General features: G+C 67.2%; 20 protein-coding genes. 8 read left to right on the top strand and 12 right to left on the bottom strand.

The window, feature by feature from the left end:
* The 4 genes from AC3WJB_RS00435 to AC3WJB_RS00420 form a co-directional block, all read right to left on the bottom strand.
* Complete coding sequence (locus AC3WJB_RS00435; protein ID WP_492677599.1) at window positions 1-1,134, bottom strand: ABC transporter permease; 1,134 nt, start codon at window positions 1,132-1,134, stop codon at window positions 1-3.
* Window positions 1,134-2,549, bottom strand: a complete 1,416-nt coding sequence (locus tag AC3WJB_RS00430; RefSeq protein ID WP_492677597.1) for a TolC family protein — start codon at window positions 2,547-2,549, stop codon at window positions 1,134-1,136. Before AC3WJB_RS00430 ends, AC3WJB_RS00435 begins: the two co-directional genes overlap by 1 nt.
* A gap of 230 nt (window positions 2,550-2,779) precedes the next feature.
* Window positions 2,780-4,225, bottom strand: coding sequence for a sensor histidine kinase (locus AC3WJB_RS00425; protein ID WP_492677595.1), 1,446 nt, complete (start codon window positions 4,223-4,225; stop codon window positions 2,780-2,782).
* Window positions 4,218-4,892 carry a response regulator gene (locus AC3WJB_RS00420; RefSeq protein WP_492683018.1) on the bottom strand — a complete coding sequence of 225 codons (675 nt, stop codon included), beginning with the start codon at window positions 4,890-4,892 and terminating at the stop codon, window positions 4,218-4,220. The genes AC3WJB_RS00425 and AC3WJB_RS00420 overlap by 8 nt, the downstream gene beginning before the upstream one ends.
* A gap of 274 nt (window positions 4,893-5,166) precedes the next feature.
* Here AC3WJB_RS00420 and AC3WJB_RS00415 point away from each other — a divergent pair, with 274 nt between their 5' ends.
* Together AC3WJB_RS00415 and AC3WJB_RS00410 are read left to right on the top strand one after the other, a co-directional pair.
* A complete protein-coding gene (locus AC3WJB_RS00415; RefSeq protein ID WP_492677593.1) occupies window positions 5,167-5,799 on the top strand; it encodes a superoxide dismutase family protein in 633 nt (210 codons plus the stop codon).
* Window positions 5,800-6,094: 295 nt separating this feature from the next.
* The gene (locus AC3WJB_RS00410; protein WP_492677591.1) at window positions 6,095-7,291 is read left to right on the top strand and encodes an OprO/OprP family phosphate-selective porin; all 1,197 of its coding nucleotides are present in this window, start codon (window positions 6,095-6,097) and stop codon (window positions 7,289-7,291) included.
* Window positions 7,292-7,302: 11 nt separating this feature from the next.
* Here the strand turns inward: AC3WJB_RS00410 and AC3WJB_RS00405 are convergent, their stop codons facing one another.
* Together AC3WJB_RS00405 and AC3WJB_RS00400 are read right to left on the bottom strand one after the other, a co-directional pair.
* On the bottom strand, window positions 7,303-8,169 hold the full coding sequence (locus AC3WJB_RS00405; RefSeq protein WP_492677589.1) for an ABC transporter permease: 867 nt from the start codon (window positions 8,167-8,169) through the stop codon (window positions 7,303-7,305).
* Window positions 8,166-8,831 (bottom strand): ABC transporter ATP-binding protein, encoded by a 666-nt coding sequence (locus tag AC3WJB_RS00400; RefSeq protein ID WP_492677587.1) that lies wholly within the window; start codon window positions 8,829-8,831, stop codon window positions 8,166-8,168. Before AC3WJB_RS00400 ends, AC3WJB_RS00405 begins: the two co-directional genes overlap by 4 nt.
* Before the next feature lie 207 nt (window positions 8,832-9,038).
* Between AC3WJB_RS00400 and AC3WJB_RS00395 the strand changes: the two genes are divergently transcribed.
* Entirely contained in the window at window positions 9,039-11,975 is a 2,937-nt protein-coding gene (locus AC3WJB_RS00395; RefSeq protein WP_492677585.1) for a M14 family zinc carboxypeptidase, read from the top strand.
* A 175-nt stretch (window positions 11,976-12,150) separates the two neighbouring features.
* On the opposite strand, the gene AC3WJB_RS00390 is transcribed toward AC3WJB_RS00395, so the two are convergent.
* Genes AC3WJB_RS00390 through AC3WJB_RS00375 form a run of 4 tightly spaced genes read right to left on the bottom strand, consistent with a single transcriptional unit; the run spans window position 12,151 to window position 14,954 of the window.
* Complete coding sequence (locus AC3WJB_RS00390; RefSeq protein ID WP_492677583.1) at window positions 12,151-13,128, bottom strand: aldo/keto reductase; 978 nt, start codon at window positions 13,126-13,128, stop codon at window positions 12,151-12,153.
* Between the two features lie 26 nt (window positions 13,129-13,154).
* Window positions 13,155-14,189, bottom strand: a complete 1,035-nt coding sequence (locus tag AC3WJB_RS00385) for a zinc-dependent alcohol dehydrogenase family protein (RefSeq protein ID WP_492677581.1) — start codon at window positions 14,187-14,189, stop codon at window positions 13,155-13,157.
* 10 nt (window positions 14,190-14,199) lie between these two features.
* Entirely contained in the window at window positions 14,200-14,532 is a 333-nt protein-coding gene (locus AC3WJB_RS00380) for a carboxymuconolactone decarboxylase family protein (protein WP_492677579.1), read from the bottom strand.
* 5 nt (window positions 14,533-14,537) lie between these two features.
* Window positions 14,538-14,954: a (R)-mandelonitrile lyase gene (locus tag AC3WJB_RS00375; protein WP_492677577.1), complete on the bottom strand. Its 417-nt coding sequence runs from the start codon at window positions 14,952-14,954 to the stop codon at window positions 14,538-14,540.
* 112 nt (window positions 14,955-15,066) lie between these two features.
* On the opposite strand from AC3WJB_RS00375, the gene AC3WJB_RS00370 reads away from it, so the two are divergent.
* Window positions 15,067-15,960 (top strand): LysR family transcriptional regulator, encoded by an 894-nt coding sequence (locus tag AC3WJB_RS00370; RefSeq protein ID WP_492677575.1) that lies wholly within the window; start codon window positions 15,067-15,069, stop codon window positions 15,958-15,960.
* 19 nt (window positions 15,961-15,979) lie between these two features.
* Here AC3WJB_RS00370 and AC3WJB_RS00365 read toward each other — a convergent pair whose 3' ends face one another.
* The gene (locus tag AC3WJB_RS00365; protein ID WP_492677573.1) at window positions 15,980-17,305 is read right to left on the bottom strand and encodes a hemolysin family protein; all 1,326 of its coding nucleotides are present in this window, start codon (window positions 17,303-17,305) and stop codon (window positions 15,980-15,982) included.
* Window positions 17,306-17,454: 149 nt separating this feature from the next.
* Here AC3WJB_RS00365 and AC3WJB_RS00360 point away from each other — a divergent pair, with 149 nt between their 5' ends.
* The 4 genes from AC3WJB_RS00360 (at window position 17,455) to recQ (ending at window position 21,579) form a co-directional block, all read left to right on the top strand.
* Window positions 17,455-18,084 carry a DUF47 domain-containing protein gene (locus AC3WJB_RS00360; RefSeq protein ID WP_492677571.1) on the top strand — a complete coding sequence of 210 codons (630 nt, stop codon included), beginning with the start codon at window positions 17,455-17,457 and terminating at the stop codon, window positions 18,082-18,084.
* A gap of 28 nt (window positions 18,085-18,112) precedes the next feature.
* The gene (locus tag AC3WJB_RS00355) at window positions 18,113-19,231 is read left to right on the top strand and encodes an inorganic phosphate transporter (RefSeq protein ID WP_492677569.1); all 1,119 of its coding nucleotides are present in this window, start codon (window positions 18,113-18,115) and stop codon (window positions 19,229-19,231) included.
* 67 nt (window positions 19,232-19,298) lie between these two features.
* Entirely contained in the window at window positions 19,299-19,640 is a 342-nt protein-coding gene (locus AC3WJB_RS00350) for an MGMT family protein (protein ID WP_492683016.1), read from the top strand.
* Between the two features lie 97 nt (window positions 19,641-19,737).
* Entirely contained in the window at window positions 19,738-21,579 is a 1,842-nt protein-coding gene (gene recQ / locus AC3WJB_RS00345) for a DNA helicase RecQ (protein ID WP_492677567.1), read from the top strand.
* On the opposite strand, the gene AC3WJB_RS00340 is transcribed toward recQ, so the two are convergent.
* On the bottom strand, window positions 21,545-22,522 hold the full coding sequence (locus AC3WJB_RS00340) for a hypothetical protein (protein WP_492677565.1): 978 nt from the start codon (window positions 22,520-22,522) through the stop codon (window positions 21,545-21,547). The genes recQ and AC3WJB_RS00340 overlap by 35 nt on opposite strands.
* Window positions 22,523-22,704 lie beyond the last annotated feature (182 nt).

Raw genomic sequence — 22,704 nt, 5'->3', positions numbered from 1 at the left:
TCATCGCAGCAGGGTCGCCGGATCGGCGCGGCGCAGGCCGCGCATGGCCACCAGCCCGGAGATTGCCGCCAGGCCCACCGCGAGCACGATGCAGGCCAGGGTGATCGGCACATCGAGCACCACCGGCACGTCCTGGCTGCGCGCCAATACGATGATCACGATACCCAGCACGGTGGCGCCGAGCAGGCCAAGCGCGCTGACCCAGAATGCCTGCTCCAGCACCACCCAGCGCAGCCTGGCGACGCCCACGCCGAGCGCGTTGAGCGTGGCGTATTCGCGCGCCGAGCCGGCCACCGCGCCCATCAGGGTCTGGCTGGTGATCACCGCACCGACCAGGAACACGATGCCCGCCAGGAACAGTACGCCGGCGCCGGCGCCGGTGTCGAGCATCCAGTACAGCACCGAGCGGCGGGCAAAATCCGACGCGGTCCATACCTGGTAGGGCCCAAAGCCGCCATGGTCGCGCAGGCGGGCAGCCACCACTTCGGCCTGGGCCGGATCGCGCAGGCTGGCCACGAGGTAGGTCGGGCGGCCGGCGTCGACGGGGTCGATGTCGAGCTCACGCGCGGTGTCCAGCGAGCTCACCACATTCACCCCGCCCAGGGCGCGCAAGCCCCTGGCCACGCCGACCACGCGCACGCGCTGGCCGTTGATCGCGGCGCTGTCGCCGACCTGCACACCGAGCTTGCCGATGTCGGCGCGGTCGACGATGACCGCGTCCGGTTCACGCAGGCGGGCGCGCAGCGCAGGCGGCAGCGCCTGGGAAAACATCAGCGCATCCGGACGCGGATCGATACCGGAGACAAACACCGATTCGCCACCGGTGCCGCGCGGGCCGCGCCAATCGGCATCCACCCAGTAAAACGGTTCCACCCGGGTCACGGCCGGATCAGTGTGCAGCAGCATGGCCAGGTCGGGGTTGATCGCCCGGCCCAGGTTGACGCTCTGCGTACCGGGATAACCGACCCAGAGATCGGCCGAGGAGCCGGTGATATACACGCTCGCGCTGCCGAAGATGCCCAGCACCAGCCCGGCTTGCAGCAGTTGCAGCAGGCCGGCGAAGCCGATCGCAACCATCGCCGGGAGAAAGCGGCGCCATTCGTAGAGCAGCGTCTTGCGTGCCAGCGCGACCATCAGGGTCGTGGCTCCGCCGCGGGCGCATCATGGGTGTCGCCGGTCGCGGCCGGCAACGGCGCGCCGCCGAGCGCCTTGTACAGGCTGACGAAGGCCAGGCCGTGCGCGGCGCGGGCGTCGATGGCCGCGAGCTGTGCCTGGCGCTCGGCCAGCGCGCTGTCGAGCTCCTGCAGCGGGCTGTCCAGGCCGAGCGCGACGCGCTTGGCCATGGCCACGCGGGTGTGCTTGAGCGCGGCCGCGGCCTGCGCGCTGGCTTGCTCCTGGCCGCGCAGCGTGGCGAGGCGACCCAGCGCGGTCTGCACTTCGGCCACGCCATCGAGCACAGCCTGGCGATAGGCGAAGACCGCGGCCTTGAGTTCGTGGGACTTCGCCTGCGCCTCGGCACGGCGCAGGCCCCAGTCAAACAGCGGAATGTCCAGCAATGGTCCCGTGGAGGCGATGGCGCTGTCGCCCGGCTTGCGATAGGTGGCCAGGTTCGTGGCCCATACGATCGAACCGCCAAGCTTGACGCTGGGGAACATGTCGGCATGGGCCACGCCGGCATCCCCGGCGGCGGTGAGTACCGCGGCTTGCGCCTGGGCAATTTCCGGCCGCGTGCGCAACAGGTCGGCCGGCGCACTGCGCAGGGCCAGGCCTCCCAGGTCGGGCTGGACGCCGGATGCAAGCCAGGCCGGATCGGGCGCGGTCCGCCCCAGCAACGCCGCCAGCGCCTGTGCCGCGTCACGCACGGCTTGCGCGGGTTCGGCTGCGGCAGCGCGTGCCCGGGCCGCTGCAGCCGCGGCCTGTTCGACGGCGCCGGGGTCGGCCAGGTGCAGGCGTTCGCGGGTTTGCCACAGTGCCAATTGCTGGTCGCGCTCGTCGCGCATGGCCTCCAGGGTGTGCTGGCGCTGCTGCGCCGCGCGCAGGTCCAGCCAGTTGCGCACCACTTCGGCCACCAGCGAGACGCGTGCTTGCTGCAGGTTCGCCGATGCCAGGTCGAGATGCCCCTGTGCCTGGCGTGCGGTGGCCTTGCCGCGGCCGAACAGCGGCAGTTCCCACAGCGCGTCGAAGCCGGCGACGAAATACGTGGCGCGCGCATCCGGGTCGATCGCGTCCAGGGTCTTGGCGCGCAGGCCGGGGTAATAGAGGAAACGCGAACTGCGTTCCAGCGCGCGCGCCGCCAGCAGGTGTTCGTGGGCGGCGGCCACATTCAGGTTGTCGCGCAGCGCGGTGTCGACGAGCGCGTCCAGTTGCGGGTCGTGGAAGGCGTGCCACCAGCCGCGCAGGTCGACGGTCCCGGCGTCGGCCTGGGCGGCCTGCCGCCATTGCGCCGGGACGGCTGGCACGAGGGTGGGCAGCGGCGGCGAGATGGCGCACGCCGCCGATGTGGCCACGAAGGCCAGCGTGGCAAGACGCCAGGCAAGTTTGCGTGCCATGTGGACTCAGCTTCCGCCGCGACCGTGCAGGTCATGCTGCCACACTGGTGCCGTCGTGCCACGGGTTGCCGGCAAATGTTGGCGCGGCGGCAAGGAAGCTGGCGAATACGACATGGCGGGAAGTGTGGTCCAGGACACTTTACCTAGGCTTAGGAAAGGCCGGGTCCGGGCCTCATCAGGATGGTGTAGCGATATCGGGATCGGATGCGGTCCCAATGAATTGGTTGCGGCTAGGACGCTTGAGCCTTGCCTGGGCTGAAATCAGCCGCCTCCCAGGCAGGGCGGCTGGATGCTGGCGGGAACTGCACGCTGACGCACAGGCCGCCGCTCTTCGCCGACGAGTATACGAGCTGCGCGTGGTGCTGGCTGGCGATTTGTCCGACGATGGCCAGGCCGAGGCCACTGCCGCCCTCATGCGCGCCCGGTGCGCGGAAGAAGCGTTCGCCCAGGCGCGGCCAGAGCTCCGGCGGCACGCCGGGGCCGTCGTCCTCGACTTGCAGCACCACGCCCTCGCCAGGCGGGCAGCGCACACTCACCGTGACTCGGGCCCCTGGTCCGGCATAGCGCACGGCGTTGTCGATGAGGTTGTCCAGCAGCTCGCGCAGGCTGTCGGCCGCGCCCATGACCATCGCGCGGCCCCGCGGGCCGTGGTAGCCAAGATCGATGTCGGCCTGCAGCGCCTCCTGCACGCGCGCGCCGACGATGTCGGGAACCAGGACGGCAAGGTCCAGCGAGGCGAAGTCATGCAGCTCGCTGCGCGGGTCGCTGGCCCGGGTCAGCGCCAGCAGCTGGGTCGCGGTCCGGGTGGTGCGGCCGGTGAGCTTGTGGATGTGCTCGAGCGCATCATGCAGGGTTTCCGGGGTGGGGTCGGACAAGGCGCGCTCGGTGTGCAGGCTCAGGCCGGCCAACGGCGTGCGCAGTTGGTGCGCGGCGTCGGCCATGAAGCGCTTCTGCGCCTCGAGCACGGCGCCCAGGCGTGCAAACAGCGCGTCGATGGTTTGCGTCAGCGGCAGGATCTCCACCGGCACGTCGGCGCCGCTGATCGGGCCCAATTCGTGCTCGCGCGCCGCCAGGCGTCGGGTCAGTGGTTCCAGGATGCGCAGCCCGCGCGTGACGCCCAGCCACACCAACGAGAGGATGCCGACGATGAGCACGCTCTGCAGCGGGATCGTCAGGAGCAGGATCTGCCGCGCACGCAGGCGCCGGTCGTTGAGCGTCTCGGCGATGGCGATGGTGAGGATGTTCTGTGCATCGCTGGGCGAGCGCAAGCTGAGCTCGGCGGCGCGCAGGCGCTTGCCACCCAGTTTCGAATCGTAAAGGCGGGGCTGGGCGTCAGGTGGCGGCGCCTGCGCTTGCAGGAACGCGCCATTGCCGCTGATCAGCCCATGCTTGCTGCTGCGCACGGCGTAGTAGTTGTGGCCGTCGGGGTCGTATTCGAGCAGGAAGCGCGCTTCCGGGGGAAGCTCGCCCGAGGTCTGGTTCACACGGAACAACTGCGCCAGCGTGGCGAGGTCATCCTCCAGGCCGCTGTCGTGCACCCGGTTTGAGTAGCTCAGGGCCACGAAGTAAGTCACCGCGGCGTCGACCAGCAGCAGCGCAAGCATCGGCACGAGCAGGAACAGCAGCAGGCGGCGCCGCAGGCTGGGCGATTTTCCGTGGCGGCCGGATTCAGTCATGCGGTGCTTCCTCAAGCAGGAAACCCAGGCCACGGATCGTGCGGATTCGCGCGCCGCTGCCCTTGAGCTTGCGGCGCACGCGATGCACGGCGATGTCCAGCCCATTGCCGGTGAGGTTCTGGTCCCACTCGCACAGCGCGTCGACCAGTTGCGCGCGGTTGGTGACCCGGTTTACGCGGGCGGCCAGGGCCTCGAGCAGGCCGAACTCGCGCGCCGTGAGGCCAAGGGCCTCGTCGCCCACCCAGGCGCGACGGCCCGGGAGGTCGAGGCGCAGCCGTCCCAACGTCAGCAGGTTCGTGCCGCCGCTCACGGCGCGGCGCAGGAGCGCACGGACGCGGGCCTCGAACTCCGCCAGCGCAAAGGGTTTCACCAGGTAGTCGTCGGCGCCCAGGTCGAGCACGCGCACCCGCTCGTCCAGTCCGTCGCGTGCGGTGATGACAAGGACCGGGACGGCGGTCTGGCGGCCACGGAGCAGCCGAAGCACTTCGGAGCCGTCCAGCCGCGGCAAGCCGAGGTCCAGGATCACGAGCTCGTAGTCGACCTCCTGCAGCGCTGCATCGGCCGCAACGCCGTCGGCCACCTGGTCCACGGCATGGGCGCGCCCGCGCAGCGTGGCGGCTATGGCCGCCGCGATCGAGGTGTCGTCTTCCACCAGCAAGATGCGCACGAAGTCGAGCCTGTCAGTCACGCGCCGCAAGGCGCCAAGGTCGGGCCGGTCGGCCGCCGCGCTCGCCACCCGCCTTGCGCGTCGGCAACTCGCGTCCTCCACCCGCCATCATCGCTGCTGCAGACAACGCCGGAGGTGGGGAAGTGCCTCACCCGCAAGCATGACGCGGAACAGCGGATGAATGCCACTGCGGCGCGCGTCCGGCGCCGCCAATGACAGATCATTCATCCCGCGTCGGCTATCTTTGCCACTCTTCTCTGCACGGGAGCGGCGCATGTCCTTCAATCACCAGTCTATTGTCTTGTCCGTTGCGGTCGCCGCAGCACTTGGCCTGGCAGCTTGCAGCTCGCCGTCCGCGCCGCCGGCAACCGACACCGTGGCGCCGCCTGCGACCGTTGCCCCGGCCAACCCGCCCGTCGCCACAAGCGGACAGGCAACTGCACCAACGGCGCAAGTCGTGCTCAAGCCCACCCAGGGCAATGATGCCAACGGCACCTTGACCCTGCGTGCCGAGGGCAATGGGGTGCGCATCAGCGGCGAGCTTGCCGGCCTGAAGCCAGGGACCGAACATGGCTTCCATGTCCACGAGAACGGCGATTGCAGCGCGCCGGACGCGACCAGCGCGGGTGGCCATTTCAATCCCGCGGGCCAGGCCCACGGCAGCATGGATGCCGATCCCCATCATGTCGGCGACATGCCCAACCAGACGGCCAACGCCCAGGGTGTGGCGGATGTGAACGTGCTCGTACACGACATGTCGCTCGAACCCGGCAGTGACCACAACGTGATTGGCCGCGCCCTGGTCGTGCACGCGCAGCCGGACGACTACCAGAGCCAGCCCTCAGGCAATGCCGGCGCACGGATCGCGTGCGGCGTCATCGAGGCTGCCGCCGCACCACAGGGCTGATTGCCCGCACGCAGTGACTGGCAAGCGCGTGCGAGTGGCAATGCGCTCCCGTCGCGGGCGGTCGTTCCCAACCAGCCACAGCCGCCCAGACGGCCGCGTACCCAGCCATCTCTCCCGGCTTTCGCGGGGACCGCAGATGTCCGCCTCTCCCCGGCTCTGCTGGGAGAGATGGCTGGGGTGAGGGGCACCATTGCTCTGGAGTTCAACGGGCCATGCAGTGGCCCAGGAGTGGTTTGCTCCCATCCCTCTGACCTGTACGCTAGGCGGCCGCGCGCGGCGCGATGCGAAGTCACCGGTGAAATCGAGACTGGCCCCCACCAGCATGCTGCTTGCTGTCTGCCTAGCCGCGCCGGCTGATGCCCAGGTCGTGCTGGGGCGGCTGGGTGGCACCACGGTCAACACCAGTGGCCTGGTGCAGGCTGATGCTGCCTGGTACCGCAGCGACGGCGTCGCATTGAGCGGCAATCCACAGTCCCCGGACGGGCCGAACCATGACTTGCGCGTGGCCATACTGTTCCTCAACGGCCTGGGGCCAGGTGGGTTCGACTGGCGTGTTGGCTATGAACGCAATACCGCCAAATGGCTGGACATGAACGTGCGCTACCGGTTTGGCGCCGACCGCCGTTCGTTTGTGCGCGCCGGCCAATTCAAGCAGCCGAGCGGTCTGGAACGCCTCTCGTCGCTGACTGCGCGTGAGTTCATGTCCACCGCCATGATGACCAAGACCTTTACCTTGGGTAGCCGCCTCGGCGTGGCCTACGGCCATGAGTTCCGTTACGGGGAGGCCGACCCGGCGGACAACCGCCCGGCGCTGGCGCTCACCGCAACGTATTTCGACCATGAATTGGCCGCCACCAGGCGAATTCCAAATTACGCGCGTGGCGACGGCATGGCGCTGCGTGTCACCTGGGCGCCGGTCAACCACGCAGGCCGGATCGCGCACCTCGGCCTGTCCTGGGCGGATTACGACACGCGCAATGCCGAATTGCGCTGGGGGGTACAGCCAAACATGGAATTGACCCCGGCGCGCTTGCTGGATACCGGCGCCATGCCGGCAACCGACCACGTGTCGGTGCTTGGTGCGGAAGCATTCTGGGTAGCCGGTAGCGTCAAGTTGCAAGGGGAGTACATGTGGGCCAACGCGCATCGCCGGGTGTCCGGCGATACCCGTTTCCAGGGCGCAGGCGGATATGTAAGTGCCCTGTGGAACCTTGGCGGTGAGACCTGGCGTTACGTGGATGGCCTGCCGACAACCCCGGTCGCTGCCGTCACCAGCGCTGGCATGTGGCAACTCGGAGCGCGCTATGACGCGATCGACCTGGACGACGGCCCGGTACACGGCGGTCGCATGCGTACCTGGACGCTTGGCGTCAACTGGTACTGGACCGCGCACCTGAAATTCGTCCTGAACTACGTCGCCGTCCGGAGCCGGCGCGCCGCCGTCACCGATGACCCAGCGATCACCGGCGTGCGCCTGCAGTTCCATTGGTGATGGGATAAACCTTATCCGCGACCACTCGCCCCGCGCGACAGCCGGGCTGTCACCTGCTTCCAGTGCGCCGACCACGCCGCCTGCGCGGGACGCAGGCGGTCGCGTCGCAACTGATGCTCGCGGGTAAACACGACGCGGAAAGCGGACATCACCACGCCAAGCGCACCGAGCGCCGTGGCAGCCGCGATCATGAACATGATCACGATCTGGTAGCGCACGGCCGAGGCGGGTGGGGCGCCCGCCAGCATCTGGCCGGTCATCATGCCCGGCAGGCTCACGATGCCCATCACCATCATCGAATTGACGGTCGGGATCATCCCGGTGTGCAGGCTGGCCGTGACGAGCGGATGTGCGGCTTCCCAACGGCTTGCGCCAAGCGCCAGGTCGGCCTCGATCAGGCCGGCGTCGCGGACCGCGCCGTCCATGAAGCGGTCGAGCGCCAGGGACACGCCGTTCAGGATATTGCCGAGCACCATGCCCAGCAGCGGTATGGCGTATTGCGCGCGATACCATGGCTCGACGTCGATGATGCCGACGAGGGCCGCGCCGGTCACGACATAGGAAGCCGCGAACACACACAGCACGCTGTCAAGGTAGATGCCCGAATAACGGCGCCTGGTGCGGTTGACTGCGGCGATGCCGGCGAGGCTCGCCATGACCAGGCCAATACCGACCACCGGCAGCGGATGGTCGAGCGCGAAGATGTATTCGAGCACCAGCCCGACCAGCAGCAGTTGCACCGACATGCGCACGCTGGCGACGAGCAGGCTGCGCGTGAGCCCGAGTCGCAACCACGTCGACAGTGCGAGGTTGACCATGATCAGCAACGCGGCGAAGGCAAGTTGCCAGTTGCCGATGTCGAGGTACTGCTGGTTCATGGCCCGCTCCCGAGTGGGAGCGCGCGGTCGGTGACCCGCGCCAATTGCGCGGCATCGTGGCTGGTCCAGACACAGGCACGCGCAGCATCACCAGCCATCCAGTCGCGGACGAGCGCTTCGACCGCGGCCGTACGCGCCGGGTCGAGCGACGCGGTCGGTTCGTCGAGCAACAGGATGTCGGGCGCGATCAGGATGGCACGCAGCAGGTTCACGACCTGCGTTTCGCCGCCCGACAAGCGGTCGGTGTCCTGGTCGAGGAAGGCGGCACCGATACCTGCAGCAGCCAGGCAACGGCTGGCGGCGTCGCGTGAATACTTCCTGCCGTGGTGGACGCGGAAGCGGAAGGGTGCTGCCAACGCCGCGTCGACCGTGCCTTCCGGCAGCGCGGGTCGCTGCGCCACGTAGGCGACGCGTGCGCGGTAAGCGGGTCGCCACCAGGCGTCCATCGGCTTGCCATCGAAGCGGATCTCCCCGTCTTGCAATGGCGTGAGCCCGGCCAGGGTCCGCAGCAGTACCGTCTTTCCCGATCCGGACGGTCCGGTGATGGCCCAGCGTTCGCCCGGGCGCACCGACAACGCCAGGTCTCGCCACAGTGCACGACCGGCAACGGAACAGGACAAGCTGCGGGCCACGAGCAAGCCGGCATCGGAGGGGACGCGCATGGACTTCTCGGCGCCTGGCGGGAACGCCTGGATTATGGCAGTCGATATCGCCATCCGAAACCTGCTGCGCGGCCCAGGCAAGGGGGCCGTGCAGGCGCGCCCGCCGGCACGGGTGCGCGCTTGCCTGCGTTGCATTGAGTTCGCTACGATCGGCGGCGGGGAGCGGCCGTCCGGTCGTTACATCACACGCTGCTGGAGCAAAGATAGATGACATCCAAGGTATGCCCGTCACGGGCCCCGTTGGTATGCGCGTGCGCGGCTGCGCTCACGTTGCTTTTCTCTTCGATCGCCACGGCGCAGCAGGCGATCGACCAGGCGTATACGGATCAGGCCAAGAAAGTCCTGCAGGATTCGCGCATCACCACCGAGCTCGTCGATTACCTGCCGGCGTCGGACACGGTGCCTTCGCCGCTCAAGGTCCTGGGCCACGTCATCGGCGAGCCGGGCGTGCTCGACCGCACCACGGACATCTACAAGTATTTCGACGCGCTGGCGGCAGCCTCGCCGCGGGTCAAGGTATGGCGCATCGGCAAGACCGAGGAAGGCCGCGACATGATCATGGTCGCGATTGCCGACGAGGCGACGATCAAGGATCTGGAAAAGTACCGCGACATGGCCGCGGCCCTGGGTGATCCGCGCAAGACCACGCCGGAACAGGCGCAGCAGCTCATCAAGACCGCCAAGCCGATCTACTACATCACCAGCGGCATCCACTCGCCGGAATTCGGCGGCCCGGAGATGCTGATGGAACTGGGCTACCGGCTGGCGGTGGATACCTCGCCGTTCATCGAGAACATCCGCAACCACGTCATCACCCTGATCACCCCGGTGATCGAGCCGGATGGCCGCGACAAGGCCGTCGACACGTATTACTTCAACAAGAAACTAGCCAAGGGCGCGGCCAAGCTGCCGCTGATGTACTGGGGCAAGTACGTGCAGCACGACAACAACCGCGATGGCATGGGCCAGTTCCTGCAGCTGACCCGGCACACCACGCAGGCGGTGCTCGACTGGCACCCGACCGTGCTGCATGACCTGCACGAGGCGCAGACTTACCTGTATTCCTCGACCGGCACGGGCCCGTACAACGAGGCAATCGACCCGATCACGGTCAACGAGTGGTGGAAGCTCGCCACCAACGACGTGCTGCAGATGACCAAGCGCGGCGTGCCGGGCGTATTCACCTACGGCTTCTACGACGGCTGGACGCCGAACTACCTGTTCTTCATCGCCCATACGCACAATGCGATCGGCCGCTTCTACGAGGTGCAGAGCTACGGGCCCGACAACTATGTGGTGCGGCCGCCCAAGACCACCTTGAGCCGCGAGTGGTTCCGCACCAACCCGCCGCTGCCGACCATCAACTGGGGCCCGCGCAACAACACCAACATCCAGGAGTCGGCGATCCTGTTCTCGCTGGCCGACGTGGCCAATGACCGCGAAACGTATATGGATGACTACTGGCGCAAGAACCAGAACGCCGTCAACAAGGGCCACAACGGCCCGATCAACGGTTGGGTCATCCCTGCCCGGCAGCGCCGCAAGGCGGATGCCGCTGCCGCGGTGAACGACTTGCGCCGCCAGGGCCTGGAGGTTTCCGTCGCCAGCAGCGCATTCAATGTGGGCAAGCTCGTGGTGCAGCCTGGCGACTACGTCATTCGCGGCGACCAGCCGTATCGCACCATTGCGGACATGTATTTCGCGGTGCAACGGTTCTCCACCGCCAACCCCACGCCGTATGACGACACCGGCTGGACCTTCCCGCTGATGCGCGACCTCGTCATCGAGCCGGTCGGTGACAAGAGCCTGCTCGACCAGCCGATGACCCTCCTCACCGCTGATGCGGTGGCGGCGGGTGGCATCACCGGTTCCGGCAATGTCATCGTGGTGGACAATACCGCCGACAACAACGTCGCGGCATTCCGCTTCAAGTTCGCCAAGACGAAGATGGAAGCGGCCGAACAGGACTTCACCGCCGCCGGGCACAAGTTCCGCGCCGGCGCGATCGTCATCCGCAACGCAAACCGCGGCGCGCTGGAGCCCGAGCTCAAGCAACTCGGCCTGTCCGCCTGGGCCATGGCGTCGGCGCCCGCGGTGCCGACCCATGACCTGGACGTCCCGCGCATCGGCTACGTGCACAGCTGGCTGCGCACCCAGGACGAGGGTTGGGTGCGTGCGGCGTTGGACACCTATGGCGTGCCCTATACCTACTTCGGCGACATCAAGCTGCGCGAGGGCAAGCTGCGCAGCAAGTACGACGTGATCATCTTCCCGCACGTCGGCGGCACCGTGCAGACCATGGTGGAAGGCATCGCCAAGGTCGGCAACCGCGCCTTGCCGTACCAGAAGAGCAGCGAGTTCAAGTCGCTCGGCACGCCGGATTCCTCGCCAGACATCCGCGGCGGCCTGGGGCTCGACGGCGTGCAGGCGCTGGACGAGTTCGTACGCGCCGGTGGCACGCTGATCGTCGAGGGTGCCACTTCGGCGATCCTGCCGGCCTACAACCTCACTCCGGGGGTGAGCGTCGAGGAGCCGGCAAACCTGTTCGTGCGCGGCAGCGTGATGCGCGGCGTCATTGCCGACGCGCAGAGCCCGATCGTGTACGGCTACGGCACGCCCGAGGTCCCGGTGTATTTCAACCAGGCGCCGGTGATCCGTGCGGTCGATCCGAACAAGGCCACGTCCGGCTTCAGGATGTTCGCCGGTGCCGGCAGGCGCAGCGCCGTGGACGGACAGAACGTCACCCCCATGGCCCAGGGCCAGGAAGTTTCATCCTGGAACGCGGACACGACCGCCGCGGCGGCCGCGGCCGCCAAGCCTGCGGCAGCTTCCGATGAGCCGACGCTGCCACCTTTCATGCGGCCCTCGGGTCCGACGACGACGGATGGCCCGCGCGTCGTGCTGCGCTTCCCGGACAAGGCGGCGGACATGCTGTTGTCCGGCACGCTTTCCGGCGGCGAGGCGCTCTCCGGCCGCGCGCAGGTGGTGGATGAGTCGCTGGGCAAGGGCCACATCGTGATGTTCGCGATCCGTCCGTTCTGGCGCTGGCAGACCCAGGGCACCTACATGCTGGGCTTCAACGCCATCATGAACTGGAACGACCTGAACGCCGGCAAGGCTCCCGGTATTCCGGCCGCCAACTGACGCGAAACAGGCCGACCCACAAGCGACTGCAAGCATCCGCCCGGGCGTCGCGCCACTGACTTCCGGGCGGATTTTTCTGGGTGTACGCAACCTGCCGTGGGTTGCCTTGGCCTGGCGACGCGAGCACGACGTGGTGCTGGAGTCGCCGCGCCGCGCGTCGACCCGGGCGGACGATCTACAGGCCGACCTTTTTCTGCTGCGCTTCGGAGTAGCGCGCGCCCTGGATGTCGATTCCCGAAAGCGCGTCGTCGATTTCGCGCAAGTCCGTCGGCGTGAGTTCGACCTTGGCTGCGCCAGCGTTTTCCTCCAGGCGATGCAATTTCGTGGTGCCGGGTATCGGCACGATCCACGGTTTTTGCGCCAGCAGCCAAGCCAGCGCGATCTGGGCGGGCGTTGCCTGCTTGTGTCCGGCGATGCGGCGTAGCCGATCTACCAAGGCCTGGTTGGCCTCGCGTGCGGCGGGCGTGAAGCGCGGCACGCTATTGCGAAAATCGTTGCTCGCGAACTGCGTGCCGGAACTGATCGTGCCGGTCAGGAAGCCCTTGCCCAGCGGACTGAACGGCACCAACCCGATGCCGAGCTCCTCCAGCGTCGGCAGAATTTCACGCTCGGGTTCGCGCCACCACAGCGAGTATTCGCTTTGCAGAGCTGTGACCGGTTGCACCGCGTGCGCGCGTCGGATCGTCTGCGCGCCGGCTTCGGAGAGGCCGAAATGTTTCACCTTGCCTTGACGGACGAGGTCGTGCACCGTCCCCGCCACGTCTTCGATCGGTACCTTGGGATCGACCCGGTGCTGGTAGAACAAGTCGATGCGGTCGGTCTTGAGGCGCTTCAGCGAAGCCTCGGCCACCGCGCGGATGCGTTCCGGCCGGCTGTCCTGGGCCCTCGTGGAATCGCCGTCCTCGAAACCGAACTTGGTGGCGATCACGACCTGGTCACGGACCGGTGCCAGGGCTGCGCCCACCAGTTCCTCATTGGTAAAGGGCCCGTAGCATTCGGCAGTGTCGAAGAAGGTGAAGCCACGCTCGACGGCTGCGCGGATCAGCTTGATCGCTTCGGGTTTGTCGGCTGGCGGCCCATAACCGTGGGACAGGTTCATGCAGCCCAGGCCAATGGCCGAAACTTCCAGATTGCCAAGCTTGCGTGTTTGCATGTTTGCCCTCTCTTGCAGTTCGGGAATCAAGGCTTGACCATCACCTTGATCGATTCACGCTCGTGCATGGCGCGGTAGCCGTCCGGCACGCCGTCGAGGGTCACCGTGCGGTCGAACACCCGGCCGGGGTCGATGCGGCCTTCGAGCACATCGGGCAACAGTTCGTCGATATAGGCACGCACCGGCGCGGGACCGCCGCCGACGCTGATGTTGCGATAGAACATCGGTTGCGCTTGCGGCACGGTGTCGTAATGCGGTACGCCGACGCGGCCGATGGCGCCGCCGGGGCGGGCGATGCCGACGGCGGTGAGCATGGCCTGACTGCTGCCGACGCATTCGAGCACCGCGTGCACGCCGTGGCCGCCAGTCAACTCGCGTACGCGTTCGATGGCGCCATCGCCGCGTTCGCTCACTACGTCGGTGGCGCCGAACTGTCTGGCCAGCTCGATCCGATCGGGGTGACGGCCCAGGATGATGATTTGTTCGGCGCCCAGGCGCTTTGCCGCGATCACGGCGCATAAGCCGACTGCGCCATCGCCTATCATTGCCGCTGTCTTGCCCTTGCCGACCCTGGCGACGACTGCTGCGTGGTGGCCAGTGCCCAGCACGTCCGACAGCGTCAGCAGCGACGGCATCAGTGCATCGTCTTCGCCGACCGGCAGCGGGAACAAGGTGCCGTCTGCCTGGGGAATGCACAGTGCCTCGGCCTGCGCGCCGCCCACCTCGTTGGAACCGAAGAAGCCGCCATGCACGCACGCGGTCTGCAGGCCTTCTTGGCAAAAGTCGCAGGTGCCGTCCGAATACGCAAACGGCATCACCACCACGTCGCCCGGCTTGATCGTGCGTACGTCCTTGCCGATCGCCTCTACGACGCCGATCGCTTCATGGCCCATACGCCGGCCGTCCTCGCTGGGCGCCATGTCCTGGTAGGGCCACAGATCGCTGCCACAGATGCAGGCGCGGTTCACGCGGATCAGGGCGTCGGTGGTATTCCTGATCGTGGCGTCGGGGACGTGCTCGAGGCGAACGTCGCCGGCGCGATACATCACAGTGGCAAGCATGGGATTAACCTCATGGGGTGGCTGCGGCTTCCTCGAACAAGCGCCTTGCGATCGGCAGGGCGGTGCTCGCCGCCGGCCAGCCGGCGTAGAAGGCGAGGTGGGTGATCGTCTCGATTAGTTCGTCGCGCGTCACGCCATTTTCCAGCGCCCGCTTGAAGTGGAACGGCATCTCGTTGCTCCGGTACATCGATACCAGACAGGCCACCGTGACCAGACTGCGATCACGCGATGAAAGTTGTGGGCGCTTCCACACGTCCCCGAACAATACCTGATCGGTATAGTTGCCGAGCGCCGGCGCGATGTCGGCAAACGGGTTGCGTGGGGCGGGAGTTTCGCTGGACATGCTGTTCACCGGCTGCCCGTGGTGTCGCCGAGATACTCATCGTCGGTGACCTTCTGCAGCCACTCGACGACGCTGCCGGTGGCGTCGGCTTGCTGAATCGCGATGTGGGTCACGGCGGTCGTAGCGGTCGCACCGTGCCAGTGCTTTTTGCCTGGCGGGCAGGTGATCACGTCGCCGGGACGGATTTCTTCGCGCGGTTCGCCTTCGCATTGCGTCCAGCCCAAGCCGGAAGTGACGATCAAGGTCTGGCCGCACGGATGTGTGTGCCATGCCGAGCGCGTACCGGGCTCGAAGGTGACGCTGGCCCCGCTGACCGGTGCGGGGCCGGGGGAGCGGAACAGTGCATCGACCCGCACGCTGCCGGTGAAGTAGTCGGCCGGCCCCGTGCTGGAGGCCTGCGAGCCGTTGCGTTGGATGGGCATGGAAGGGTTCCTCCGTTGACCGGATGCGGTATGGCTTCGGGCCTATCCTCGCACCGCGTCGCCATGCGATTAAGTGGTATAAATCGCATGGACTGATGAATTGAATTCATGCATGCAGTGCACCAACGTCAATGACCTGTTGGCCTTCCTCGCCATCGCACGGGAGCGCAGCTTCACCAGGACGGCAGCCAAGCTGGGGGTGTCGCAGTCGGCGTTGAGCCACAGCCTGAAGCGGTTGGAATCGCAACTGGGATTGCGGCTCTTGAATCGCACCACGCGCAGCGTCTCGCCCACGGAGGCGGGTGACCGTCTGCTGCGGCGGGTCGGTCCGCACTTTGCGGAAATCGACGCCGAACTTGCGGCCTTGAGCGATCTGCGCGACAAGCCCTCAGGCACGTTGCGGATCACCGCCACTGATCATGTCGCCGACACGATCCTGTTGCCTAAGCTCAGGAAATTCCTGGCGGACTACCCGGATGTCAGGGTCGAAATCGTCACCGACATGCAACTGATCGATATCGTCGCGCAGCGTTTCGACGCTGGCGTGCGCGAAGGCGAGCAGGTCGCCAAGGACATGATCGCGGTACCGCTCGGGCCAGCCATGCGCATGGCGGTGGTCGGCGCGCCTGCGTATTTCAAGAAATACCCTGTGCCGAAAACGCCGCGGGAGCTCACCTCCCACCGCTGCATCAACCTGCGCCTGCCGACGCATGGCGGGCTGTATGCGTGGGAGTTCGAAAAGCGCCAGCGCGCCCTCAAGGTGCATGTGGACGGCCAACTGGTCTGCAACCATGCGGCGCAGTTGTTGACCGGCGCGCTGCAAGGATTCGGCCTGGCGTATGTGCTGGAAGACGCGGCGCTGCCCTTTGTAAGCGACGGCAAGCTGATCCGGGTGCTCGCTGATTGGTGCCCGCCGTTTCCAGGCTACCACCTGTATTACCCCAGCCGCCGCCAGCACTCACTGGCATTTGCCCGATTGCTTGACGCGCTCCGTTACCGCACTTGACTGGGTGCCCGCCCGCCGCTCAGCCATCTTCCTCGTCGGGCTCGCCGCGGGGCAGCGCGGTGACCAGGAGCTTGTCGATGCGAGCGCCGTCCAGGTCGACGACCTCGAATCGGTAGTTGCCACCGATGCAGCTCTCGCCAACGTGCGGGATGCGACCGAGCACCGCCATCACCATGCCGGCGGCGGTGTGGTAATCGTGTTCGTCCTCATCCGGCAACTGGTCGATCTGCAGTACCTCGCGCAGGTCCTCGGTGGACACGGCGCCATCGATCAGCCAGCTGCCGTCCTCGCGTTGCACCATCGGCGCTTCGCCACGCTCGCTGCCGGCGTGGCCCACCTGGCTGGCACCGACCACGGCAGCCAGCAGGTCGTTGACCGTGGCCAGGCCTTCGATGTCGCCGTATTCGTCGACGACCAGGGCGAGCGGCGTTTCCGCTTCGCGGAACTCCTCCAGCATGTCAAGTGCGCGTGCCGTGGCCGGGATGAACAGCGGCTTGGCCAGATGATCGAAGAGCTCGGTCTTGCCTTCCGTAAACCCGTACAGCAGGCGCTTGACCTCGACCACGCCGACCACCTCGCTCTCGTCGCCGCGGTAGACCGGGTAGCGCGAATACGGCGTGTCGCGCAGCACCTGGAGGTTTTCTTCGCGTGGCGCGGCAATGTCCAGCCAGGCGATGCGCATGCGCGGGGTCATCACGCTGTCGACATTGCGGTCACCGAGACGCAGCACGCGGTTGACCATGTTGTGCTCCTCGGCGTCGAGCACACCCTGCTCGGCGCTTTCGGCCACCAGCAGGCGGATCTCCTCCTCGGTGACCACGCCGCGGCGTTGCGGCTTGTTGCGCAGCAGCTGCAGCAGCAGGTTGCTGGACGCGTTCAGCAGCCAGACGAACGGTTTGGTGAGACGCGAGAGCAGCAGCATCGGCAGTGCGACCATCACCGCGACTTTTTCCGGCGCGGACAGGGCCAGGCGCTTGGGCACGAGTTCGCCCACCACGATCTGGATGAACGAGATCAGCGCGAAGCCGAGCACCACGCCGATGCCCCGCGTGTACGGCGCCAGCCAGGCCAGCGCGGTGCCCTGCAAGCCCTCGGCGATGTGCCTGCCAAGGGCGTCGCCGGCCACCGCACCGGTGATCAGGGTGACCAGGGTGATGCCGACCTGGATCGTGGACAGGAAGTATTCGGGGGCTTCTGCGTGCCGCAAGGCAATGCCCGCGTAGCGGCTGGTACGCGCCATGTGCTTGAGCCGGCTCTTGCGCGAGGCCACCAGAGCCATTTCGGACAAGGCGAAGAAGCCGTTGCACAGCGTCAACACGAAGACGAGCGCGAGTTGAATCAGCATCGCGGTGGCGCGGATCTTGGGGGCATGGGTTATAGAGTGTAAACGCAGGCGCGGCGCCAAATCGTGTTTTGGCCGTGTCGCGATTGGTGCGAAGCAGCACGCGCGTCCTGTACCATGGCCGACATTCTCGGCTGGCCTGGTCCCAAAGCATGTTCTCCCTGCAGGCAATGTTCGGCAAAGGCGAGCGGTTCTACGAGCTGCTCGAACAGAGTGCCATGGCGGCGTGCGAGAGCGCCGACGCCCTGCAGGCCTTGCTGACGAATGGCACCGGGGCGCCGTTGATGGCCGCGTTCAACGCCAGCCATGTGCGCGAGAAGGAACTGGCGATGCGGATCAGCGAAGAGCTGATGAACACCTTCGTCACCGCGCTCGACCGCGAGGACATCGAAGCGCTGAACTCGGCGCTGTACAAGATTCCCAAGACGATCGAGAAATTTGCCGAGCGCTACGAGATTGTCGCCGAGCGGGTTGCCGGCGTGGACTTTGCGCAGCGCGCGAAGGTCCTCACCCAGTCCACCAAGGTGGTGGCGGAAATGATCGCGCAGCTGCGCCGCAGCCTGCAGATCGACCCGATGAAGAAGCTGCAGGATCGCCTGCAGGCGCTGGAATCGGAAGGCGACCGCATGCTGCTGGCGCCGTATCGCACGCTGTACATGGAGGGTGGCGACGTGATGCGCGCGATGCTGGCCAAGGACCTGTTCGAGCTGATCGAGAAGGCGATCGACAAGTGCCGCGACGTCGGCAACATCGTGTATTCGATCGTGCTGAAGAACTCCTGACCGTGGCGGGTGCTGCCGGGGAACGCGCATGAGCCTCAGCCTGGTCATCGCCGAAGTGCTGTTTGCGCTCGCCTTCACCTACATCAACGGCTTCCACGACACGGCCAACTCCATCGCCACCGTGGTCGCCACCAAGGTGCTCTCGCCGGGACAGGCCGTGCTGCTGGCAGCGGTCACCAACCTGTTTGGCGCGCTCATAGGCACGGCGGTGGCGGCCACGATTGCCTCCGGCCTGCTGAATGCCGGCGTGGTCGACATGGGACCGCAGCTGATCATCTGCGCGCTGTCCTCGGCCATCATCTGGAACCTGGTCACCTGGCGATTGGGCCTGCCGTCGAGCTCCAGCCATGCGTTGATCGGCGCCTTGATTGGCGCGGCGCTGGCAGTCTCCGGCAACCGCATGGAAGCGGTGATCTGGGATGCCGGCGGCTGGTTCACCGGCACCGGGGTCATACCCAAGGTGATCCTGCCGATGGTGTATTCGCCGATCGGCGGTTTCATCATCGGCCTGCTGCTGATGGGGTCGTTGTACGCCTTGCTGGCGTGGTTTGCCGGGCGCCGCGGCTGGCTGCGTCGGTTGGGGCGCACGTCCTTCGTCAATGCATTCTTTGGCAAGGCGCAAATCTTCTCGGCCTCGGCCATGGGCGTGGCCCACGGCATGAACGATGCCCAGAAGAGCATGGGCATCATTGCCCTGGCGCTGGCCGGCGGCACCGCGGCGCACGAGTTCGACCACCTGCCGCAATGGCTCGGCTTCCTGCAGATCACCGAGGACGTGCACGGCGCCTTCATCATCCCCACCTGGGTAAAGGTGGTGGCGGCATTGACGATGGCGGCGGGTACGGCCGGTGGTGGCTGGCGCATCATCAAGACGCTCGGGCACAAGATGGTCAAGCTGCACCCCATCCACGGTTTTGCGGCGGAGACCAGTTCGGCCGCGATCATTTTTGCCGCCTCGGTATTTGGCATGCCCGTGTCGACCACGCACAACGTATCGGCGTCGATCATGGGCGTGGGCGCCGCCAAGCGCTTCAGTGCGGTGCGTTGGACCGTGGTTCAGCGCATGATCTGGGCCTGGGTGTTGACCCTGCCGATCACCGCCGCACTCGCCTATGCGCTCATCGTAGCGGTGTCGTTGATCAAATAAAGGAGACGGGACGGGTCAAGTCGCCACTTGATTTGCCCCGTCCTTTCACGTTCCTTCTACCAGCATGATGCCGGACAGCCATCGGCGTGTGTACGCCGCCATTGCCGCGATCCCGCGTGGTCGCGTCGCCAGCTACGGGGCCATTGCCGTGCGCGCCGGCCTGCCTGGCCGTGCCCGGCTGGTTGGGCACCTGTTGCGGCAGACACCCGATGGCATGCAGCTGCCATGGCACCGTGTGCTGCGCGCCAGCGGCCACATCGCGCTGGCGCCTGGCAGCGCCGGCTTTCGTGCGCAGTGCCGGCTGCTGCGCGCGGAGGGGGTCGAAGTCAAGCATGGACGCGTGGCATTGTGGCGGTTTGGGTTGGACGCGGACCTGGACCGGAAGTTGTGGGGGCTGCCGCCGGAATAAAGGGGCCCGTGGAGCGGAGCAAGGGCGGTGGATGGGAGTGGACTGACGCGGGGAAAGCGGGTGCGCCGGCTTGGCTTCGGGGGGTGGGGTGTCTAGCATGGCGGGGATGGATGCGGCGCTCGAACTGTTGCAACGTGTGTTTGGTTACCCGGCGTTCCGCGGCCAGCAACAGGCGGTGGTGGAGCACGTCAGCGCCGGCGGCGATGCGCTGGTGCTGATGCCTACCGGTGGCGGCAAGTCGCTGTGCTACCAGATTCCCGCCATGCTGCGTGCTGGCACCGGCATCGTGGTATCGCCCTTGATCGCCTTGATGCAGGATCAGGTCGATGCGTTGCGTGCGGCCGGGGTGGCGGCGGCGTACTTGAATTCCAGCCTGGATGCGCGCGAGCAGCGGGAGGTCGAGAGCCAGCTGCTCGCAGGCGGACTCGACCTGTTGTACGTGGCGCCGGAGCGTCTGCTCACCGGGCGCTTCCTCTCACTCCTGGAGCGCACGCCGGTGGCGCTGTTTGCCATCGACGAGGCGCATTGCGTCTCGCAGTGGGGGCATGATTTCCGCCCGGAGTATCGCGAGCTGGCGGTGCTGCCGCAGCGCTTCCCGCAGGTGCCGCGCATTGCGCTGACCGCAACCGCCGACCAGCGTACCCGCGACGAGGTGGTCGAGCGGCTGGCGCTGCAGCAGGCGCGGCGCTTTGTGGCCAGCTTCGATCGGCCCAACATCACCTATCGCGTCGTGCCGCGCACCAATGCCAAGCAGCAGCTGCAGGCGTTTTTGGACGGCCATCGCGGCGAGTCCGGCATCGTGTATTGCCTGAGCCGGCGCAAGGTGGACGACGTGGCGGCCTGGCTGGCCGAATCCGGTGTGGCGGCTTTGCCTTATCACGCCGGGCTGAATGCGGCCACGCGCGCGGCAAACCAGCAGCGCTTCCTGCGTGAGGACGGCGTGGTGATGGTGGCCACGGTGGCGTTCGGCATGGGCATCGACAAGCCGGACGTGCGCTTCGTCGCGCACCTGGACCTGCCGCGCAGCATGGAAGGCTATTACCAGGAGACCGGCCGCGCCGGCCGCGATGGCCTGCCTGCCGAGGCGTGGATGATCTATGGCCTGTCCGACGTGGTGACCATCAGCCAGATGATTGCGCAAGGCGAATCCGGAGACGAGCGCAAGCGCGTGGAGCGGCAGAAGTTGGAGTCCCTGCTGGCCTATGCGGAGGCGACCGGCTGCCGTCGCCAACGGTTGCTGGGCACGTTTGGCGAGACCTATCCCGGATCGTGCGGGCGTTGCGACAACTGCCTGGATCCGCCGCCGACCTGGGACGCCACGCTGGTTGCCCAGCAAGCCATGTCGGCGGTCTACCGCAGCGGTCAGCGCTTCGGGTCCGGCCACGTCATCGACATCCTGCGCGGGGTGGCGAGCGCGCGCGTGCGTGAGCTGGGACATGACCGGCTGGGTGTGTTTGGCATGGGCGCCGAGCTCGACAACCGACGCTGGAGTTCGGTGTTCCGCCAGTTGCTGGCGCTGGGCCTGCTTGAGGCCGATGGTGACGGCTTCGGCACGTTGCGCCTCACCGCGGCAAGTCGGGCCGTGCTTTCCGGCACGCGTCGGGTGCAATTGCGCGAGGACGTCTGCGCGCGGCGCCGCGCGAAGCGTCGCGGAAGCGGGCACGCGACCAGTGCGGCCGGCAACCTCGGTATTGCCGCGCACGAGCAACCGCTGTGGGAGGCACTGCGCGCGCTGCGCCTGAGCCTGGCCAGGCAGCAGGGCGTCCCACCCTACGTGGTGTTCCACGACGCCACGCTGCTCGCGATGCTGCGTGAGCAGCCCAGCAACGCTGGCGAGCTGGCTGCCATCAGTGGCGTCGGTGCCACCAAGTTGGCGCGCTATGGCGAAGACTTCCTCGCCGTACTCAACGCCCCCCACCTCGCCGCGCCTTTTCCTTGAGCTCGGCATCGACTGCGCGTGCGGGCGTATCCACCGGGCAGCCCCAGGGCAGCGGCTTGCCGTCGCGATAGAGCTTGATGCAGGTGGCCACCCCGGGCGCCGAGCCTGCTGCGACCGGCGCCGCCAAGGCCTTTGCCGGGGCCATGTTCAGGCGTTCGTCGCCGACCTTCGGCGAGACCGTGGGCGGCGGGACCATGCAATCGGGCGTAGGGATGCCAAGCACGGTCTTGCACTGCAGGTGGACGCCGCGTGGCAGGCTGACTTCCTTGGTCTTGACCACGGTATCAACCACGCGGCGCACGGCGGCGCCACCTGCCGATTCGTCGAGCGGCGGGAAATACGGTTCGAACGGCGTGGGCTCGTAATGCAGCGGATCATAGCCACGCATGATGTGCGTATCGCCTTGCAGGTTGCCCGCCACCACCGGCTTGCTGCTGGCCGCGGCGGCAGGGAGCAGGATGCGCCCATCGGTTGTGTACAGGCGCAGCGGACGCGGCGAGGCAGGTGCCGCGGCCGTGGCGGCTGGCGCCGGCGCGGCTGCAGGTGCCGCGGCGACGCCGGGGCGTGCCGGTGATTGGGTGCGGACTGGCGGCGTCGGCGGTGGCGGTGGCGGCATGAGTTCGATGGATACGAAGCGCACCTGCAAGGGCGTGTCGGGCGTTGCCGTGAGCTCCGCCCGCGAAGTGTGCAGGCTGCGCTGCGCGATCAGCGCAAACAGCACGTGCAGCAGGACCACGGCTGCCAACAGCCACCAGTGCGGGGCCTCCGGCGCATACCAGCGGTACCGCCAGCGACGGGCCCGCAAGCGTCGGGTCGTGGCTGGATTCCACAGTGCCGCGCCGTCGGCCTCGGCATCCGCGCGGGGCCAATCGTGGTCGGCATTCTCATGTGGCGGGACTTGGGCGATGGTCGGCTCTCGGTGGCGCACACGCCGGTGCAGCATGGCGCAAAGTGCTTGAACTGTGTACGACTGGCGCTGCCGGATGGACTGGACCCGGGACTGCCGGTGCCCAGTTTCGGCTCCTGGGCAGGAGGGATGGCGAGCCGTCCGGCGTACCAGGGCGATGCCGTTGCCTGACGCCGATTGCATTGGCGCCGTGCGCGCATGACACTAGGCAGCCGGGC

It is taken from the genome of Rhodanobacter sp. FW510-R10, from assembly GCF_058781105.1.
Note: the sequence above shows the minus strand (reverse complement) of the source record. Positions and strands in the feature narration are given on the sequence as shown.

Coding starts and splice junctions, on each gene's coding strand:
- AC3WJB_RS00430 (WP_492677597.1), bottom strand. CDS start 2,549: ATGGCACGCAAACTTGCCTGGCGTCTTGCCACGCTGGCCTTCGTGGCC.
- AC3WJB_RS00390 (WP_492677583.1), bottom strand. CDS start 13,128: ATGCAAACACGCAAGCTTGGCAATCTGGAAGTTTCGGCCATTGGCCTG.
- AC3WJB_RS00365 (WP_492677573.1), bottom strand. CDS start 17,305: ATGCTGATTCAACTCGCGCTCGTCTTCGTGTTGACGCTGTGCAACGGC.
- AC3WJB_RS00360 (WP_492677571.1), top strand. CDS start 17,455: ATGTTCTCCCTGCAGGCAATGTTCGGCAAAGGCGAGCGGTTCTACGAG.
- AC3WJB_RS00375 (WP_492677577.1), bottom strand. CDS start 14,954: ATGCCCATCCAACGCAACGGCTCGCAGGCCTCCAGCACGGGGCCGGCC.
- AC3WJB_RS00415 (WP_492677593.1), top strand. CDS start 5,167: ATGTCCTTCAATCACCAGTCTATTGTCTTGTCCGTTGCGGTCGCCGCA.
- AC3WJB_RS00350 (WP_492683016.1), top strand. CDS start 19,299: ATGCCGGACAGCCATCGGCGTGTGTACGCCGCCATTGCCGCGATCCCG.
- AC3WJB_RS00435 (WP_492677599.1), bottom strand. CDS start 1,134: ATGGTCGCGCTGGCACGCAAGACGCTGCTCTACGAATGGCGCCGCTTT.
- AC3WJB_RS00340 (WP_492677565.1), bottom strand. CDS start 22,522: ATGCTGCACCGGCGTGTGCGCCACCGAGAGCCGACCATCGCCCAAGTC.
- AC3WJB_RS00395 (WP_492677585.1), top strand. CDS start 9,039: ATGACATCCAAGGTATGCCCGTCACGGGCCCCGTTGGTATGCGCGTGC.
- AC3WJB_RS00405 (WP_492677589.1), bottom strand. CDS start 8,169: ATGAACCAGCAGTACCTCGACATCGGCAACTGGCAACTTGCCTTCGCC.
- AC3WJB_RS00355 (WP_492677569.1), top strand. CDS start 18,113: ATGAGCCTCAGCCTGGTCATCGCCGAAGTGCTGTTTGCGCTCGCCTTC.
- AC3WJB_RS00425 (WP_492677595.1), bottom strand. CDS start 4,225: ATGACTGAATCCGGCCGCCACGGAAAATCGCCCAGCCTGCGGCGCCGC.
- AC3WJB_RS00370 (WP_492677575.1), top strand. CDS start 15,067: ATGCAGTGCACCAACGTCAATGACCTGTTGGCCTTCCTCGCCATCGCA.
- AC3WJB_RS00385 (WP_492677581.1), bottom strand. CDS start 14,189: ATGCTTGCCACTGTGATGTATCGCGCCGGCGACGTTCGCCTCGAGCAC.
- recQ (WP_492677567.1), top strand. CDS start 19,738: ATGGCGGGGATGGATGCGGCGCTCGAACTGTTGCAACGTGTGTTTGGT.
- AC3WJB_RS00380 (WP_492677579.1), bottom strand. CDS start 14,532: ATGTCCAGCGAAACTCCCGCCCCACGCAACCCGTTTGCCGACATCGCG.
- AC3WJB_RS00400 (WP_492677587.1), bottom strand. CDS start 8,831: ATGCGCGTCCCCTCCGATGCCGGCTTGCTCGTGGCCCGCAGCTTGTCC.